Genomic DNA, 16,388 nt, shown 5'->3' with positions numbered 1-16,388 from the left:
TGGCTGGTCACAGAGGACGCCTGCTGAGCGCTTGGTGGCAAATTGAGCACTGTCGCCCTCCCCATCGACAGCTTCGGCGTGAGCCACAAGGGCTGCGTGCGCGACCACAACGAAGACAATTACCTCATCGAGCCGCAGACCGGGCTGTGGGTGGTGGCCGACGGGATGGGCGGGCATGAGGCCGGCGAAGTCGCCTCGGCCAGCATCGTCGACCATCTGGCGACGATCGGAATTGCGAGCTCGGCGCCGGATCTTCGTGCCCGCTTCGAGGACAGGCTCAGCCGCGCCAATGCCGAGATCCGCAACATATCGCGCTCGCGCGGCATCACCATCGGCTCCACTTTCGCGGCCCTGCTTGCCATGGATGGGCGCTTCGCCTGCCTGTGGGCCGGCGACAGCCGCATCTATCTCGTCCGCAACGGCTCGATCTTCCAGGTTTCCAAGGATCACACCGAGGTGCAGGAATTGCTCGACCGCGGCATGATCAGCGCCGAGGAAGCGCGCGTCTGGCCGCGCCGCAACGTGATCACGCATGCGATCGGCGTCAGCGACGAGCTCGAGATCGATTTCCAGCAGGGCGAGCTGATGGCGGGCGATGTCTTCGTTCTGGGCACCGACGGATTGACCGCGCATGTCAGCGACGCCGAGATCGAGGCCGCGGTCAGATCCGCCACGCCGCGGACGGCATGCGAGAACCTCTTGAAAACCGTGCTGGCGCGCGGCGGAACCGACAATGTGACTATCGTACTCGTGAAGATCGGCGACGGGCAGAGCGGCGCGCACCATTCGGATCGGTCCGCAGCGGCGGGGCTGGCCGGATGAGCGACGACGACAAGACACGGCTGTCGACGAACGTCACCTATACGGGTGTCGGCACGCAGCTCAGCGGCATCTACGAACTCGACGAGAGGATCGCCTCCGGCGGCATGGGCGAAGTCTATCGCGGCCACAACATCCAGACCGGCGACCATGTGGCGATCAAGATCGTGCTGCCCGAATTCGCCCGCGACCAGACGATCCTGTCGCTGTTCCGCAAGGAAGCATCGATCCTCAACCATCTGTCGCACGACGCGGTGGTGCGCTACCACGTCTTCACCATCGATCCGGGGATCGGCCGTCCCTATCTTGCGATGGAGTTCGTGGACGGCCAGTCGCTGTTCGACATCATGCGGCGCGGGCCGATGCCGGGGGACGACGTGCGCCGGCTTTGCCATCGCCTGGCCTCGGGGCTCGCCGCGGTGCACCAGGCAGGCGCTGTCCACCGCGACCTCTCGCCGGACAACATCATCCTGCCCGGCGGTCGGGTGGAACGCGCCAAGATCATCGATTTCGGCATCGCCCGGTCGGCCACTGTCGGCGGAGAAACGCTGATCGGCGGAAAGTTCGCCGGCAAATACAATTACGTCTCGCCCGAACAGCTCGGCCTCTATGGCGGCGAGGTCAGCGAGCAATCCGACATCTACAGCCTCGGCCTGGTGCTGGCCGCGGCGCTGCGCGGAAAGCCGCTCGACATGAGCGGGTCGCAATATGAGGTCATCGAAAAGCGCCGGGCGGTGCCGGACCTGTCGGATATCGATCCCGATTTCCGCGAGCTGATCGAAGCCATGCTGCAGCCGGATCCGCGCGACCGGCCGGCCAGCATGGCCGAGATTGCCAGGGCCTCGCGCGGCGAGGATCTCGAGGCGACATTGCCGCCGCCGGTGTCGTTTGGGGCACACGAACGCTCCGGCCTGCCGCGCGCCGGTTGGACGGCGCTGCCGGATTCCAAACCGCAGCCGCCGGCGTCTCCCGGCGAGCCCCGCTTCGTTGAGCATGTGCGTCCCGCATATCTGTCGGAGCCACGGCCCGCGCCGGCAGCCGCCCCGGCCAGAGCGCCCGCACCGGCCGCGCCCAAAAAGACTTCGCGCCTGCCCGCCATCGTCGGCGGGGTCGCGGCTCTCGCTGCGCTGGTCGGGGGCGGCGTTTATTTCAGCGGTGTCCTGGCGCCCCCGCCGGCAACGGTAACACCCAAGCCACTGACGCCGAAGCCGGTCGCCGAAGCCGCCAAGCCGGTGGCCGAGGCGCAGCCACCGGAGGCGCCGAAACCGCAGACGCAGGCACCGGCCGCGGCTCAGCCGCAGGCGCCCAAGCCTGACGGCGCCGCCACCATCGAGACGGCGAAGCCGCCTGTCCAACCCGATGCGGAGGCAAAGACGCCCGTCGAGAGGCCGGCCCGGCCTGCCACTCAGCCGGAGAGCGAGGCCAACAGCCAACCGCATCTCCCACAGGTCGAGACCAAACCGGCGCAACCGCCGGCGGCGCAATCGCCGAAGCCTGCGCCAGCTCCCGCGCCAGCGGCCGCCGAAAGCCACAAGCCGGCGCAGCCTGCAGGCAAGCCGGCAGCCAAGACGCCGGAACCGAGCCAGGCGGCTGAGAACAAGCCGGCGCAGGAGGCAAGTCCGGCGGCGGCCAAGCCGAGCGTAAAAGAGCTCGTGGAGATGCTTTCCAAGTTGCCCAAGCCGGCGGCTTCCCCACCTCCAGCTTCGCAAAGCCAGGCATCGACGCAGCCGACGCCTCCGCCGGCCGAGCCGAAGGCGCAGGCCCCAACACCTAGTCAGCCGGAAACGCCGATCGCGCCGGCACAACCAGCGCAGCAAGCGCAGACACCGGCGGCCAAGCAGCCCGACAACACCGACGTTGCCATCAATGTGCCCAAGCCGGCGCTTCCTTCAGCGGAAGACGACATGATCAAGTGGAACGACCAGCGCTCCTGGGTGCGTGATTTCAGCGGCGGCAGCTGTTTTTACGCGAACGTCACTTCCGGACCTGGCGCCACCCCGACGATCGAGGGATACGCAACGGCGGTGCAGCCCTTCGAACAATTGCTCAATGATTTCCAGTCCAGGTTTCACGTCGAGCCGGACATCAGTGTGCGCCTGATCACCCCGCCGCAGTGCGGCGTGCCCACCTTCCTTCGCTTCCTCGACCGGAGCTCGGCTGAAAAGCCACAGCTTGTCCTCGACCGGACATCGGTCCCCGACGGATCGCCGGTCAGCGGCGCGCTGTATACGGGCGGCGGGCTTGTCTCGAACATCATGCTGATCGACCACAAGGGCATCGCCTTCAATCTCGACGATCGCATGGTGCCGCAGACCGATAAGGTGACCTTCAACATCCCGATCGGTCTCGCTGCCGCGGACAAGGCAGCCGGCAAGGCGGTGCCGCAGATCATGCTGGTGATCACCGGCCCCAAGGACATCCAGTCAGCCATGTTCTCCAGACCGACGCCGGCCTCGGAGCTTTTGCCGAGGATCCTCGAGGAGATCGAGGCCGATGGATCGCAATTCTCCGCCACGGCCACCTATTTCCGGCTTGGCGGATAGCATGAACGCCGATGGACCTTCGCCGCCTGCGTTATTTGGACCAGCCCTCGCCACGCAAGCAGCGTAGCCGGCTCCGATTGCAGGGCCGCATGACGCTTGCGGCGCTGCTCGGCGCGGTGCTGTTCTCGATCCTTTCGCCCGCCAAGGCGCATGCCGAATTCACCGTCTGCAACCAGACGCTCGACGTCGTCAATCTCGCGGTCGGACAGAAAGTCGACAATGCCGACCAGACGGACGGCTGGTGGACCATCGGCGCCAACCAGTGCGTCAACGTCATCCGCGAGGAGCTGGCCAATCGCTATATCTACCTCTACGCGACCGACGTCTTCGGCCACGCGATTCTCAACGGATCGACCGAGATGTGCATCGACCGGCGGCGCTTTTCGATCCGTGGCATCGAAGAGTGCTGGCAGCGCGGCCATATCGCGGCGCGCTTCGTCGAGGTCGATACGCTGGAGCAGGTGCGCTGGACCTATTTCCTGACCGGAAACAGCCCGTGACGCACGCGATCGACACGAGCTTCAAACAGAAAAAGCTGGCGCGCTTGGCCGAGCGCCGGCGCAAGCTCTGGCGCGGAATCCTTGCAGGGGCCGCAACGCTCGCCGTCGTCGCTTTGGCCACCGGCTTCTACCTGACCAAGGACTATTGGTCGTTCGGCGACGAGGACGAGGAGCTGCATCCCGTCGAGGGCATGGAAGACGTGCCGCCCGATGCCTCGGTCTATGTGCCGGCGATTATCGATCTCGCCGGCGATCCGATGTGGATCACGCTGGCGCCCGATGCCGACAGCGCGACGAAAGGCAAGACCGTCGCGCGCCCTGCTGAGCTCGACAGTTCCGGGGCTTCGCCGCAGATCGAGATCCTGTCCGACGTGATGCTGAGCGCCAGCGAGAAGTTCATGACGACGATCCCGTCGACGCAGGAGGATTTCGCCTTCTTCCAGGCGCAGCGGCAGGCCGCTTCCAAGCCATCGGCGGCGACGCCCGACGACGCGCAACCGGCACCGCCCGCTCCGGCCGCGGCGCCCGACGATCAACAGGGCCAGGGCGACCTCGAGAACGACCTCCAGGCGGCGCCTGACGAGAGCGACGCCGGCCCGGCGCCCAAGGCCGACGCCGACGATCCCGAGGCCGGCTGGGGCGAGACCATCGACCAGGGGGAAGCCGCGCTCCCGGCTTTCAAGAAGACCGCGGTCGAGAACAACACGACCGTGGCGACCGTCGCCAGCGAGTATCAGCGCTTCGAGGCGACCGAGGATACCTTCGTGAAGATCCTCAACGACCGCAGCCTGGACAGCGTGGCGCTCGACGCGCATTTCTCCGCCGACGACGCGAAGCTTGCGGGCGAGGCGCTGAAGACGCTGTTCAAGCGCGACGGGCTGGAGCCCGGCTTTGTGGTGGCCATGCGCGGGCTCCGGCCGAACCGCGAGACGACGATGATGTCGCTGATGCAGGTCTCGATCTACGCCAAGAATGTCTATGTCGGCACACTGACGCGCAATGCGGCCGGCGCCTTCGTGTCGGGCGTCGACCCCTGGGTCCGCGAGGACCTCTTCAACTATTCCGGCGCCTCGGACCAGGGCGGGCCCAAGCGGCAGTACCGCCTGCTCGACGCGATCTATTCGACGGCAGCGCGCAACAAGGTGCCGACCAGCGTCATCGGCGAGGCGATCATGTATCTGTCGCGGGGGCAGGATCTCGATGCCTTTGCCAGCGAGGACCAGCGGCTGGTGCTGATCTACTCGCAGACGCCGCGCGGCCAGGGCGAAATCTCCGGCCGGGTGCTCTATGTCGGCGTCCAGGGCGCGCAAAAGAGCCTCGACTGTTTCGTCTTCCAGCAGAGCGACGGCCAGTATGCCTGCGTGACGGGCGACGATCAGGTGCGATCGCTGACCGTCACCAACGGCATGGTCACACCGGTCGCCGGAGTGATGACCTCGACCTTCGGCCCGCGCAAGCATCCGATCCTCGGCACGGTTCGAATCCACAAGGGCGTCGACTGGGCGGCTCCGGTCGGCACGCCGATCGTGGCCGCCTTCGACGGCGCGATCTCCTTTCAGGGCGATGGCGGCGGCTATGGCAATCTGGTGAAGATCACGCATACCAACGGCCGCGAGACGCGTTATGCGCATATGCAGAAATTCGCCATCGCCAGCGGGGTCGGCACCAAGGTGAAGGCCGGCGACGTCATCGGCTATATCGGCACAACAGGGCTTTCGACCGGCCCGCATCTGCATTTCGAGCTCTATCAGAATGGCGAGGCCATCGATCCGCTGGGCACGGTCACTTCGGTCGCCACCGCGGTTTCCGTCAGCTCCGGCGGCTCAGGCGATTCCGCCGTCGAGACGCTGACCGACCGGATCGTGCACGTCGAAAGCGGCGGCAGCGCCCGTGCCAAGAACCCGCTTTCGTCGGCGACCGGCGCCGGCCAGTTCATCTCCAAGACCTGGATCCGCATGATGAACACCTATCGTCCCGATCTCGCCCGCTCGCTTTCGACCGCCGACCTTTTGGCGCTCCGCTACGACGCGACGCTGTCGCGCGAGATGGTGCGCAACCTGGCGCGCGAAGGCGAAGCCTATCTGCGCGCCCGCGGCCACCAGATCACCGCCGGTCGCCTCTATCTTTGCCATTTCCTCGGCATGGAAGGGGCGCATCAGGTGCTGGCGGCGCCGGGTTCGTCGCAATTGACCGCGGTTCTGGGATCAGCCGTCATCCAGGCCAACCCGTTCCTTACCGGCAAGACCGCCAGTTATGTCGTGGACTGGGCCGAGCGGAAAATGGGGCAGAAGGTGCCGCGCGTGGTGACCGACCAAGGCCAGCCGGCGACGACCACGACCGAAATCCGGCAGACGTCTCCCGAATTCGAAAAATACAAGCAGGCGATCGCCGCGCTGATAGGTTCGATCCAGAATACGCCGGGACCCGGCTGACCGTGGTCTTTTGGCTAAAGGCACGATTTCGACGCGCGGTGAGCTGGAACATTTGAGAGGATTCGACGTTGCCGGCCATGGTCAAAAAGCAATCCAACGAAAACGGTTCGTGCTTCGAATTCGACGTCATACGCGAAGCGTTCAGGCGCTGGGTCGATGAGGATGAGATTCCTGAAGATCAATGGCGACCGCGCGCGACGAAGCTGGTTCGCATCATGACCGGGGACGATTACGTCGATCCCAACGTGGTCGAATGGATCATGCGTAAAAAACCCCAGCGCTGAGGGGGATCGGCGCTGGGGCTCTTTGGGCATGTACGCTGTACCGGCATGGCCGAATATCAGGCTGCGCTAATATCGTAAACGAGTGGTAAATTGCTTCCTCTAAACCATGGTCCCGAAAACCGGCTCCCACTTTTCGGGTCATGCTTTAGAACTGATCGAGAATGCGAGCCCTGCCTGTCGGCAGTCGCCCATCGGCAGTTCGCTAAGAGCTGATCGGCGCCGACCGCCCTATTGCGTCCTGATCCGCATTTCCACCCGGCGGTTGACTGGATCGTAGGGATTGGCGACGCGCGGATGCGACTTGCCCAGGCCTATCGGCTCGAGGCGGGTCGATTGAACGCCGTTCGCTGTCAGGAAGGCCGCCACCGATTGCGCCCTTCGCTGCGACAGGTCCTGGTTGTAGCGATCCGTACCGGTCGCGTCGGTGTGGCCTTCGACGACGAAGCTGAACGTGCTCAGCCTATTGTCCTTCAGCGCCTTGGCGAACTCGTCCAGCTCCGTGCGGGCGGTCTGGTCGAGCTGGGCCGAATCCAGGGCGAAATTGATCATCATGTCGAGGCTGCCCTTTTGGGGCGCCTCGTTCTTGTCGGCTTTGCTCTTGCACTCTTCCTCGGTGCCGACGCAGATACCCCGCGACGCGCCAAGATTACCCTGGCCGGCGAAGAACTTCACGATGTCTTCCGATTTCTGTAGCGGATCGGCAAAAACGTGCGTTGAAAAAAGCACGGTCGCCAATGCCAAGGCTGAGCTGCCCCACCGCATGACCGTCACTCCTGTTTGAGCGGGTTTCGCTGGCGCGCACCATATCAAATCTTGAAGCGATTGTCTGTGAACAAGCGCACGTTGCCGATGGCCGCCACCTGCTAAAAGCTAGAGCATGACGCCGAAAATATGAAGCGGTTTCGGGCGGCATCATGCTCTAGTTCTTTGATTTAGAGACGGGTTCATCCGGCTCTAGGCTTGACCGGCTCTTGGCTAAAGGCTTGAGTGGTTGTCAGCTGGCTCTCGGGGTTTGGCAGCCATGGCCAACGAACTCGGATACAGAACCGCAAGGGATCTCTTTCTTGCCTGTCCCGCGATCGCCCGGGACATGAAATCGCCGGCCGCCAATCAATCCCCGCTTGAGTTCTGCCGCGCCCTGCTCGCCGGGCGCGTGCCGGAGGAGGCTGTCACGTTCTGTGCCTATCTCCTGCCGGAACGCGCCGCGGTCTGGTGGGGGCATGAATGCCTGAGCCATCTCTCAGAACTCCTTGCCGATAGGGACCTCGAATTGCTGGCGCTCGTCAATGACTGGGTGGGCGAGCCCGGCAATCCCCGCCATCGGGCAGCGCTCGGCAGCGCCGTCGATCCGTCGCCGACGACGCCTGCTGCATGGATCGCCCTGTCCGCGGCGTGGCGTGACCCGACCTTCGATATGCTGTCGACCGGATTTCCCGCCGCCCATGCCGTCAACGCCGGGATCCTGGCGGGGCTGGCCCGCGTCTCGACCGCGGACCGCTTTGGCGTGCTTTCCGCCTTCGTCGAAATGGGCATCCAGATGGTGGAGATGGAGGCGCAACGCCAATCGGTCGACGCGTATTAGGGCTTTTCGCCGGATAGGACCGGAACGTCTCTAATCCAGGGTCATTTGCACCCGCCTTGCGCCCACCTGGCCAAAGCGACCTTGAAGCGGGTGCCAAGCGGATGCTGCAGGCGCAGGACGGAGACGTCGTTGGCGGCGAAATTCTTCGCCTGCTCGCAGAGCCGCGTCTCGTTCCACTCGTGACAGCCGTCGCAGTGCTTGCCTTGCCAGACCGACTTCTCGAGGCCTTCGACCGGACTGAAAAGCGGTTCCCCCTTGATCAATTGGGCAATGCTCTTGCCGTCGATCGCCGGATCGCCGAACTTGACCGGGCGATCGAAAAAGATCGGCCCGTCCGTCGCCAGCTTCGGGATTCTTTCACGCAGCGCATTGAGCGCAAGCTGTTCGTCGGTCTGGCCGGACGTCGCGCCGGTGTTGCGCGTCCCGGAGCCCGCTTCGGCCTGCGGCGGGCCTGCCTCGCCGACGATCAGCGGCGCATTGAGATCGATCCTGTGCAGGACGACCTCGGTGGTCAGCGAGACGTTGACCCAGGGGCGCTGCTTGCCGGCGGTGGCCTTGAAGACATCGCTGGTCACCCTGTTCATCGCTTCGGTGATGGAGACGTTGGCTTCGCCGATATGCTGGAGCAACGCCGTGGTGAACGGCGAGTGGTCGCCCGAACCGTCATAGGCGAGCTGGTTCGGACTTGCGGCGAAGGCGACCAGCGTGCCGGCGCCGCCATTCTCGATCGGGATTTCAGCAAGGCCGCTGCTTGCGCCCTTGATGCCGGCGGTCTTCGCCAGCACGTCGGCGAGCGGATTGTCGCGGCAAGCGTCCAGGAAAACCAGTCTTATGCTGGTCTCGCGCGACATCTGGCGCAGGACGAAATCGACCGAGACGGCCTCGAAATCGAGCGAGGTCTCGTCCTCGAGCGCGGCGTCGACCGGAAGCAGATAATTCTTGCCGGAGACCTGCAGGCCATGGCCGGCATAAAAGAAAAGCGCGATGTCGGCGCCCCGCACCTGCTTGGCAAACTGCGCGACCGTAGTCTGTGTCTGCTGCTTGGTGAGGTCGAAGCCGGAGACCACCTCGAAGTCGAGGTCCTTGAGCCGATCGGCCATGGCCTGCGCATCCCGCGCCGGATTGGCGAGCGGCGCCGCGTGCTGATATTGCGAGTTGCCGAGCACCAGCGCGACGCGCCGCTCGGCATTGGCGGCGGCCATCGTCAGAATCAGGGCAAGCGCCACAACTCCCAGAGCGCGAAGCAGGCCACCGCAAAAGGCGATCGGACCAGGACCCACCGCCACCTCAGTTGGCGAGCTTGCTGGCGGAGAATTCGATCCGCCGGTTGAGCGCCTTGTTCTTGGGCGTGTCGTTGGCGGCGACCGGCTTGTCCTCGCCATAGCCGGCCGAGCTTATCTGGTTGCGCGGCACGCCGTCGGCGATAAGCGCATCGGCGACGGCCTGTGCGCGCCGCTCGGAGAGCGCCTTGTTCGCCTCGGCCGATCCGTCGGAATCGGTGTGGCCGGACACTTCGACCTTGAGGGCCGGGCATTTGCCGACGACGCCCTCGACCTCCGCCAGCAGCGGGCGGCTCTTGGCGTCGAGCCTCGCGCTCGCCTGGCGGAAATAGATGGCGCCGGTGCGCGAGAGCACGGCAAAGCGGTTGAGGCACTCCTCGTCGCTGAAATTGGCTTTCGCGGCATCGGTGGCGACAGGGCCGACCTCGGCGGTCGAGGCCGCAACGGTCTGCACGGCGGCCGGCTTGGCGCCGTCGGCGGTGAAGACGAAATCGAAGGATACCGACGCCGTGGGCACGATGTTGGTCACGTTGGCCGCCTGCTGCAATTTGTCGATGTTGGGCAAGAGCCCGAAATCCTCGACATGGACCGCGACGGGCGCTTCCGAAGCGACGGAAACCTGGGTGTCGCTGATCATGGTGACGACGACGCTTGCCTCGAGATCCTTGTCGACGCCATGCAGGCTGAGGCGAAACGGCAATGTCGTCTTCACCCGGCGCTTGGCCGGCAGATCGGCGAATGCCGCTGGGTCCACCTTCGCCGTCACCTCGGCCGTCGGATAGGTAAATGTCTCGAAAAACAGGAAGCGCATGCGAACGTTGCGCAGGTCGACGCCCGTATCGACGGAATTGAGGTCGAAGCTGATCCTGGCGTCGCCGGCGGAACTCAGCGTGCCGGTGATGTTCCTGATCTTGTTGGTCTCGACGATCGTGTTCTTCTTGACCGATTGGTAGGTGAGCACCGAAGCGGACGGATCGAGCGTCCAGTTCGGCGCGGCGCTCGCAGCCTGCGATCCGAAGACCAGCAGCCCGGCAACGACCAAGCCAAATGCCGCGGCCCTGACTCGCATTTTTCGCCAGAATGCGACGACTTCGAACATGGAACGCCCCCGCCAGGACAACCCGATCTCGATACCGGCATGTGACCGGAGCATAGAGCACTTGGCCGGGCTTGGCGAGCGGTTACGCGGACTTGATAAACGACTCGGCCGCAGCTACCGAGTCCTCATCCCCAACCGCCTCCGCCGCCTCCGCCACTGCCCCCTCCCCCGCCTATCGGTGCAATGACAGGCGCGGTTTCGGTCTGAACGGGCTTGATCAGTTTCTTGGCGGTAACCTTCTTGCGCTCGACGACTTTTGGCGCGGTCGTCGTGCGAACAGCCTTCGTCCTGTGCTTCTCCGTCGGGGCCGGCTCGACCCTGGGCGTCACGGTCGTGCAGCCTGCGACCGCGAGAGCACCGGATAGGATTGTTGCGACGATTGCGTGTTTCGATGCCCAGCCCACAACATTGCCTCCTTGCTGATCAGAACAGGTCCCGTCGCGGATTGGCTTGTTCCCAGACCGCCCTGGCCGTCTTGACCAGCTGATCGTCCAACGAGCCGTCCGCCGAAATCTTGGATTTGAGTTCCCCACGCATCTGTTTCAGAGCCGCTGTCTTCGCCTTGGCTCCAAATTTCGCGAGCGTCGCCTTTGCGTCCGGAATCTCGTTGCGAAGATCGAGCGCGGCCGCGAAAGCAAGATAGCGCGCGGCCACCGCCTGGTCGGCCTTGTCGCCTCTTTGCATCTCCAGCGCCGCGCGATCATATGCGGCCGACTGATCGCCGCGATCGGTCGCCAGCTCGAACAGCCTTTGCGCCTCTGCCAGATCCTGCTGCACGCCGACACCGTCCCTGTACATGCGTGCAAGGCTGCCGGGGGCATAGGGCTGGCCGAGATCCATCGACTTCTGGAACAGCGTGAGCGCGGTTTTGGGATCCTTCTCGACCCCCGTGCCGGAGAGATAATTGCGGCCAAGCAGGTTCATCGAATACATGTCCTGCCGCTCGACGCCGGCCTTGAGGAAGGCCACGGCGCGAGCCGGATCGGCCGGCACGCCGTTGCGGCCTTCGGTGAAGATCGCCGCAAGGTCGTTCATCGCATAGGTATGACCCATCGCCGCCGCCTTGAGCAGCAGGTCCAGCCCCTTGCCGGTGTCGCGATCGACACCGTAGCCGTTGAACAAGGCGCGGCCCCATGAAGTCATTCCATAGGGGTCGCCCTTATTGGACGCCGCCGCGTACAAAGTGTTGGCCTGCTTGCGGTTCGCGGGCATACCCGTGCCGGTCGCGTTGAGGTAGCCGAGCTCGAACACGGCGCGGACATGTCCCTTGTCGGCGGCTTCCTCAATCGCCTTCTTCGCCTCGTCAACTTTACCGGCGGCGAGCAGCGCGCGCCCGAGTTCGTAGTGGAACCGCGCGACATCGGGATACGCCTTCACCGCCGCCCGGCAGGCCTCCACAGCCCCGGCGCCGATCTCGTTCGGCAACAGGCCGGGAACGACGCCCTGCAGGTCCAAGGGTTCGCCTGCCTGCGTGTCGCACGGGTCGACACTCGGCGACAGCTTCATCGTCGCCGGCTTCGACAATGTGTTGTCAGCTCTGATTTCGACGCCGACTATCAATGGCTTGACCGCGCCTATCTGCGGTTCGTAGCGCAGTTTATCGACCTCGTCGGCCATCAGGCTCGATTGCGGCGACAAGGTCCGGTCCGGCAGGGACAGCGTCCCGGTTGCCGGATAGCTCGCAAGCTTCACGCTTACGGCCGGATCGTTGGTCGGGAAATCCAGCTTCAGCGGCACCGGGCCGACACCGACCGGAATCTTGACGTCGCGGTTCTCGATCGCCTCGGCGGCGCCGGCGATGTGGATGCCGCGCTCCACCACCTGCTGCTTCTGTTTCGACTCGAGCGAGGCGACAAGCTGCTTGCCCGCGGCACCCTCGCCATTCTTGACCCGGAACACCAGTATGCCCTGCGATCCGCCGCCCCATTCGTCATGCGCGGCATAGGCCAGCATATCGACCTGGTCCTCGGCGTCGGCGCCCTTCGGCACATCCATCGCGAGCCGCGGCAGATCCTTGCCCTCTATCGGCTCGCCCGTCGCGACCGGCTTGCCGTCCAGGATCAGACGCCCCAGCGCCGGCGGCCTTTCGATGCTGATGGTGACCGCGCCGCCATCGACATCGACTGGCACCGGCAGGTCGAGCGCGACCGGACCGACGCCCGACGGTACGGTCTTTTCCAGCACCGGCGGCAAAGCCGGCCGGCTGGCGCGGCGCATCAGCACCACCTCGTCGATCAGCGAGGAATTTTCCCAGGGAACCTGCGCGCCCTTGGTGGCTTCGACCACATCGCGGCGGACGGCCGCCATGACCGAGCGTATCTCCTGGTTCGGCGCCAGCGCACGGCGCGAGAAGGCGGATGAAAACGGGCTGAGATCGCCGGACCCGTCATAGGCGACGGCGCCGGGTTCCGTGGCGAAGGCGATCAGCGTGTTCAGCGAGCTTTTCACCTGCGCGAGGCCGGTGCCGCCGGCCGCGATCAACTGGTCGCGCAGCCAGTAATCCTTGCGCGGGAACGGGTTGTTGCGGCAGGCATCGAGGATGATCACCTGGATCTTCGATTTGGCGCGCAACTGTTGCAGGACGTCGTCGAGCTTGACCGCCTGGACCTCGATGTCGGCCGCATCCTTGAGCGACGCATCGACCGGAATCAGGAAATTCTCGCCGCCGATCTGAAAGCCGTGACCCGAATAGTAGACGACCGCCAGATCGGCGCCGTCCGCCGCCGCGAGATAATTGCGAAATTCCTTCTCGAACTGGAGCTTGGTGAGATCCTTGGCGACGAACACATCGAAGCCGGCCAGCCGGAACGTGCTCGACACGTCGTCGGCATCCTTGTCCGGATTTTTCAGCGCAGGGATTTCGCGATATTCGGAATTGCCGATGACAAGCGCAACCCTTCGATCGGCGTGCGCCTGCACCGTCGCGAGGCCCACGAGGATCAAGGCTGCTATCAGCGCGCAGCATCGCAGCATGGTAAAATCCCTAACTGCTATCACCCGTCGGCCACAAGAACGCAGCTTGCGGCATCGCGGTCTGTTAAAGACTTCACAATCTGCCAAGACGGCAAGGAACGCGCCTGCGATGGCAAGGCAGATCGCGCATTCAACCAGCTGCTAAAATAACCCAGAGACCTCGGCGCCGCAATGACCTGGGTAAGCGCATCGGCGTCTGTCGATGCAGGATCGCCATCGGCGAGCCACGCCTCCGCGCAGCGCTGCGTGTCCGTGACGCCACAGCGTTTCATGGAAGCGGCGAAAACTCCTGGTCTCTTTGCTTTTACGCAATTCCGGACGGAAGGCTACGGCGACCCGCCGAGCCCAAGCCGGCCTCTTTCCTGGGTCAGGCGCCGCTCCACATCGCGTCCGGCACCACCACCAGCTTGCCGACGAAGTCCTTGGCCATGAAGTCGGTCTGGGCGCGGTGGAAGTCCGACAGTTTGTAGACGCCGCCAACCAGCGGCTTGATCTTCTTTTCCTCGATGTAGCGCACGATGCGGCGGAAGTCCGCGCGCGTGCCTTGGCTCGAGCCGTGGAGTTGGAGCTGTTTCAGATACATGGTGCGGAGGTCCAGCTGCACCACCGGCCCCGCAATGGCGCCGGCTGTGGTGTAGCGGCCTTCGGGCCGCAGGATGCGTAAGAGGTCGTTGAAGATGGCGCCACCGACGAGGTCGGCGACCACATCGATGGGCTGGCCATTCGTCGCTTCGTTGACGGCGGTGAGCAGGTCGGCCACGCCGCGCGTGATCACCTTCTCGGCGCCGATGTCGAGCACGGCCTGTTCCTTGCCCTTGCCGACGACGGCATAGGGGATGGCGCCCCGCGCCCTCGCCAGTTGCACGATGCCGGAGCCGACACCGCCGGAGGCGCCGGTGACCAGCACACGCTCGCCGGCCTTCAGCGCCGCCCGCTCCAGCATCTGCTCGCCGGTGAGATAGGCGCAGCAGAAGGTGGCTAGCTCGACATCGCTCAGATCGGTGTCGACGACATGCGCATTCTCGGCCGGCAGCGCCTGGTATTCGGCATAACCGCCGTCACGGCCGTGGCCCATATAGTCGATGTCGGCCAGCGAATCGTCGTCGCGATTATAGATCGAGAAATCGACCATGACGCGCTCGCCGATGCGCTCCGCGGACACGCCGTCGCCGACGGCGACGATCGTGCCAACCGTGTCGGTGCCCTGGATGCGCGGGAAGGTGAGCGTGTTGCCCTGCCGGCGCCACGTCGACACCGCCCCGGCATCTTCCTCCGTGCCATAGGCGCCCTGGCGCACCCACACATCGGTGTTGTTCATGCCGCAGGCGCTGACCTTGACCAGCACCTCGCCGGCGGCAGGTGCCGGCACCTTCACATCCGTGCGGTAGACGAGCTTCTCAAGGCCGCCATGGCCCGTAAGCTGCACGGCGGCCATGGTGGCGGGAAGAGTTCTGGTCATGGCATTCATGTCGCTTCTCGGATATCACTTCTCAGATGCTGGCCAATACGCTGTTCACCGCGTCGGCGGTCTTTGCGACGACGATGTCGGCTTCCTCGCGCGTCAGGCAGAGCGGCGGCGCGAAACCGAGGATATCGCCCTGCGGCATGGCGCGGCCAATGACGCCGCTGGCGGCGAGCGCGGTGGCGATCTGCGGCCCGACCTTCAGCGCCGGATCGAAGAAGACGCGGTCGTCGCGGTCCTTGACGAACTCGATTGCGGCCAGCATGCCATCGCCACGCACCTCGCCGACATTCCGGTGGCCGCCGACGGCTTTGGCCAACTCGGCGCGGAAGTAAGCACCGGTCTCGCCGGCGTTCCGCACCAGGTCCATCTCGTCGATCAGCTCGAGATTGGCGACACCGGCGGCAACGCAGATCGGGTGCGCCGAATAGGTCCAGCCATGGCCAAGCGAGCCCAGCTTGTCGGAGCCATTGACCAGCACCTGCCAGACCTTGCCGGCGACGATGACGCCGGAAAGCGGCGCATAGGCCGAGGTCAGGCCCTTGGCGATGGTGATCAGGTCCGGCTTGATGCCGTAATGGTCGGAGCCGAACATGGTGCCGAGACGACCAAAGCCGGTCACCACCTCGTCGGCGACGAGCAGCACGTCGTATTTGTTGAGCACGGCCTGGATCTTTGCCCAATATCCGGCCGGCGGCGGAACGATCCCGCCGGTGCCGAGGATCGGCTCGCCGATGAAGGCGGCGACCGTGTCGGGGCCTTCGGCCAGGATCATCTCTTCCAGCTTGTCGGCGCAATATTGCGAGAACTGCTCCTCGCTCATCGAGCGGTCGGCGCGGCGGAAATAATACGGCGCTTCTGTGTGCAGGATCGGCGCCCGCGGCAGGTCGAAGGCATTGTGGAACAATTCGAGACCGGTCAGCGACCCAGTCATGATGCCCGAGCCGTGATAGCCGCGCCAGCGCGAGATGATCTTCTTCTTCTCCGGCCGGCCGAGAACGTTGTTGTAATACCAGATCAGCTTGATGTTGGTCTCGTTGGCATCCGAGCCGGAGAGACCGAAATAGACTCGGCTCATGCCCTTCGGCGCGCGGTCGATGATCATCTTGGAGAGCCGGATCGAGGCCTCGGTGCCATGCCCGACATAGGCGTGGTAGTAGGCGAGGTTCTTCGCCTGCTCGGCGATGGCATCGGCGATCTTCTGGCGGCCGTAACCGACATTGACGCAATAGAGGCCGGCGAAGGCATCGATGCTCTTCTTGCCGGTGTTGTCCCAGACGGTGACGCCTTCGCCGCCAGCCATGATGCGGGCCGGCGATTCACCGCGGGCATGCGTGCCCATATGCGTCGAGGGATGGAAGAAGTGGTCGCGATCCCAAGCGGAGAGTTCGTCGGACTGTTCGAGCATTTTTGA

At 64.7% G+C, this 16,388-nt stretch carries 12 protein-coding genes; 6 read left to right on the top strand and 6 right to left on the bottom strand.

Annotation, left to right across the window (positions count from 1 at the left end; genetic code table 11):
- Window positions 1-42 precede the first annotated feature (42 nt).
- The 5 genes from LB552_RS07160 to LB552_RS07140 all read left to right on the top strand — a co-directional run bounded on the left by LB552_RS07160 (window position 43) and on the right by LB552_RS07140 (window position 6,578).
- On the top strand, window positions 43-822 hold the full coding sequence (locus LB552_RS07160; protein WP_224603245.1) for a PP2C family protein-serine/threonine phosphatase: 780 nt from the start codon (window positions 43-45) through the stop codon (window positions 820-822).
- Complete coding sequence (locus LB552_RS07155) at window positions 819-3,362, top strand: serine/threonine-protein kinase (RefSeq protein ID WP_224603243.1); 2,544 nt, start codon at window positions 819-821, stop codon at window positions 3,360-3,362. The genes LB552_RS07160 and LB552_RS07155 overlap by 4 nt, the downstream gene beginning before the upstream one ends.
- An 11-nt stretch (window positions 3,363-3,373) precedes the next feature.
- A complete protein-coding gene (locus LB552_RS07150; RefSeq protein WP_224603241.1) occupies window positions 3,374-3,862 on the top strand; it encodes a DUF1036 domain-containing protein in 489 nt (162 codons plus the stop codon).
- Window positions 3,859-6,294 (top strand): M23 family metallopeptidase, encoded by a 2,436-nt coding sequence (locus LB552_RS07145; protein WP_224603239.1) that lies wholly within the window; start codon window positions 3,859-3,861, stop codon window positions 6,292-6,294. Before LB552_RS07150 ends, LB552_RS07145 begins: the two co-directional genes overlap by 4 nt.
- 68 nt (window positions 6,295-6,362) lie before the next feature.
- A complete protein-coding gene (locus tag LB552_RS07140) occupies window positions 6,363-6,578 on the top strand; it encodes a hypothetical protein (protein ID WP_224603237.1) in 216 nt (71 codons plus the stop codon).
- Between the two features lie 228 nt (window positions 6,579-6,806).
- Here LB552_RS07140 and LB552_RS07135 read toward each other — a convergent pair whose 3' ends face one another.
- Window positions 6,807-7,340 (bottom strand): OmpA family protein, encoded by a 534-nt coding sequence (locus tag LB552_RS07135; RefSeq protein WP_181174843.1) that lies wholly within the window; start codon window positions 7,338-7,340, stop codon window positions 6,807-6,809.
- Window positions 7,341-7,599: 259 nt separating this feature from the next.
- On the opposite strand from LB552_RS07135, the gene LB552_RS07130 reads away from it, so the two are divergent.
- Window positions 7,600-8,160 carry a DUF6931 family protein gene (locus tag LB552_RS07130; RefSeq protein WP_224603235.1) on the top strand — a complete coding sequence of 187 codons (561 nt, stop codon included), beginning with the start codon at window positions 7,600-7,602 and terminating at the stop codon, window positions 8,158-8,160.
- Window positions 8,161-8,201: 41 nt separating this feature from the next.
- On the opposite strand, the gene LB552_RS07125 is transcribed toward LB552_RS07130, so the two are convergent.
- The 5 genes from LB552_RS07125 to LB552_RS07105 all read right to left on the bottom strand — a co-directional run bounded on the left by LB552_RS07125 (window position 8,202) and on the right by LB552_RS07105 (window position 16,382).
- Window positions 8,202-9,386 (bottom strand): caspase domain-containing protein, encoded by a 1,185-nt coding sequence (locus LB552_RS07125; protein WP_224603233.1) that lies wholly within the window; start codon window positions 9,384-9,386, stop codon window positions 8,202-8,204.
- Window positions 9,387-9,447: 61 nt separating this feature from the next.
- The gene (locus tag LB552_RS07120; protein WP_224603231.1) at window positions 9,448-10,539 is read right to left on the bottom strand and encodes an OmpA family protein; all 1,092 of its coding nucleotides are present in this window, start codon (window positions 10,537-10,539) and stop codon (window positions 9,448-9,450) included.
- Between the two features lie 423 nt (window positions 10,540-10,962).
- Complete coding sequence (locus LB552_RS07115; protein WP_224603229.1) at window positions 10,963-13,512, bottom strand: caspase family protein; 2,550 nt, start codon at window positions 13,510-13,512, stop codon at window positions 10,963-10,965.
- A gap of 367 nt (window positions 13,513-13,879) precedes the next feature.
- Window positions 13,880-14,980: an alcohol dehydrogenase family protein gene (locus tag LB552_RS07110; protein WP_224603228.1), complete on the bottom strand. Its 1,101-nt coding sequence runs from the start codon at window positions 14,978-14,980 to the stop codon at window positions 13,880-13,882.
- 22 nt (window positions 14,981-15,002) lie between these two features.
- The gene (locus tag LB552_RS07105) at window positions 15,003-16,382 is read right to left on the bottom strand and encodes an aspartate aminotransferase family protein (protein ID WP_224603226.1); all 1,380 of its coding nucleotides are present in this window, start codon (window positions 16,380-16,382) and stop codon (window positions 15,003-15,005) included.
- Window positions 16,383-16,388: the final 6 nt, after the last annotated feature.

The organism is Mesorhizobium sp. CA7 (genome assembly GCF_020165015.1).
GTDB lineage: Bacteria > Pseudomonadota > Alphaproteobacteria > Rhizobiales > Rhizobiaceae > Mesorhizobium.
The sequence above is the reverse complement of the archived record's forward strand: the minus strand, read 5'-3'. Positions and strand labels throughout refer to the sequence as shown.

Excerpts from the sequence above, each read along its gene's own strand:
- LB552_RS07155 (WP_224603243.1), top strand. The coding sequence starts at position 819 with ATGAGCGACGACGACAAGACACGGCTGTCGACGAACGTCACCTATACG.
- LB552_RS07150 (WP_224603241.1), top strand. The coding sequence starts at position 3,374 with ATGGACCTTCGCCGCCTGCGTTATTTGGACCAGCCCTCGCCACGCAAG.
- LB552_RS07135 (WP_181174843.1), bottom strand. The coding sequence starts at position 7,340 with ATGCGGTGGGGCAGCTCAGCCTTGGCATTGGCGACCGTGCTTTTTTCA.
- LB552_RS07130 (WP_224603235.1), top strand. The coding sequence starts at position 7,600 with ATGGCCAACGAACTCGGATACAGAACCGCAAGGGATCTCTTTCTTGCC.
- LB552_RS07120 (WP_224603231.1), bottom strand. The coding sequence starts at position 10,539 with ATGTTCGAAGTCGTCGCATTCTGGCGAAAAATGCGAGTCAGGGCCGCG.
- LB552_RS07115 (WP_224603229.1), bottom strand. The coding sequence starts at position 13,512 with ATGCTGCGATGCTGCGCGCTGATAGCAGCCTTGATCCTCGTGGGCCTC.
- LB552_RS07110 (WP_224603228.1), bottom strand. The coding sequence starts at position 14,980 with ATGAATGCCATGACCAGAACTCTTCCCGCCACCATGGCCGCCGTGCAG.
- LB552_RS07105 (WP_224603226.1), bottom strand. The coding sequence starts at position 16,382 with ATGCTCGAACAGTCCGACGAACTCTCCGCTTGGGATCGCGACCACTTC.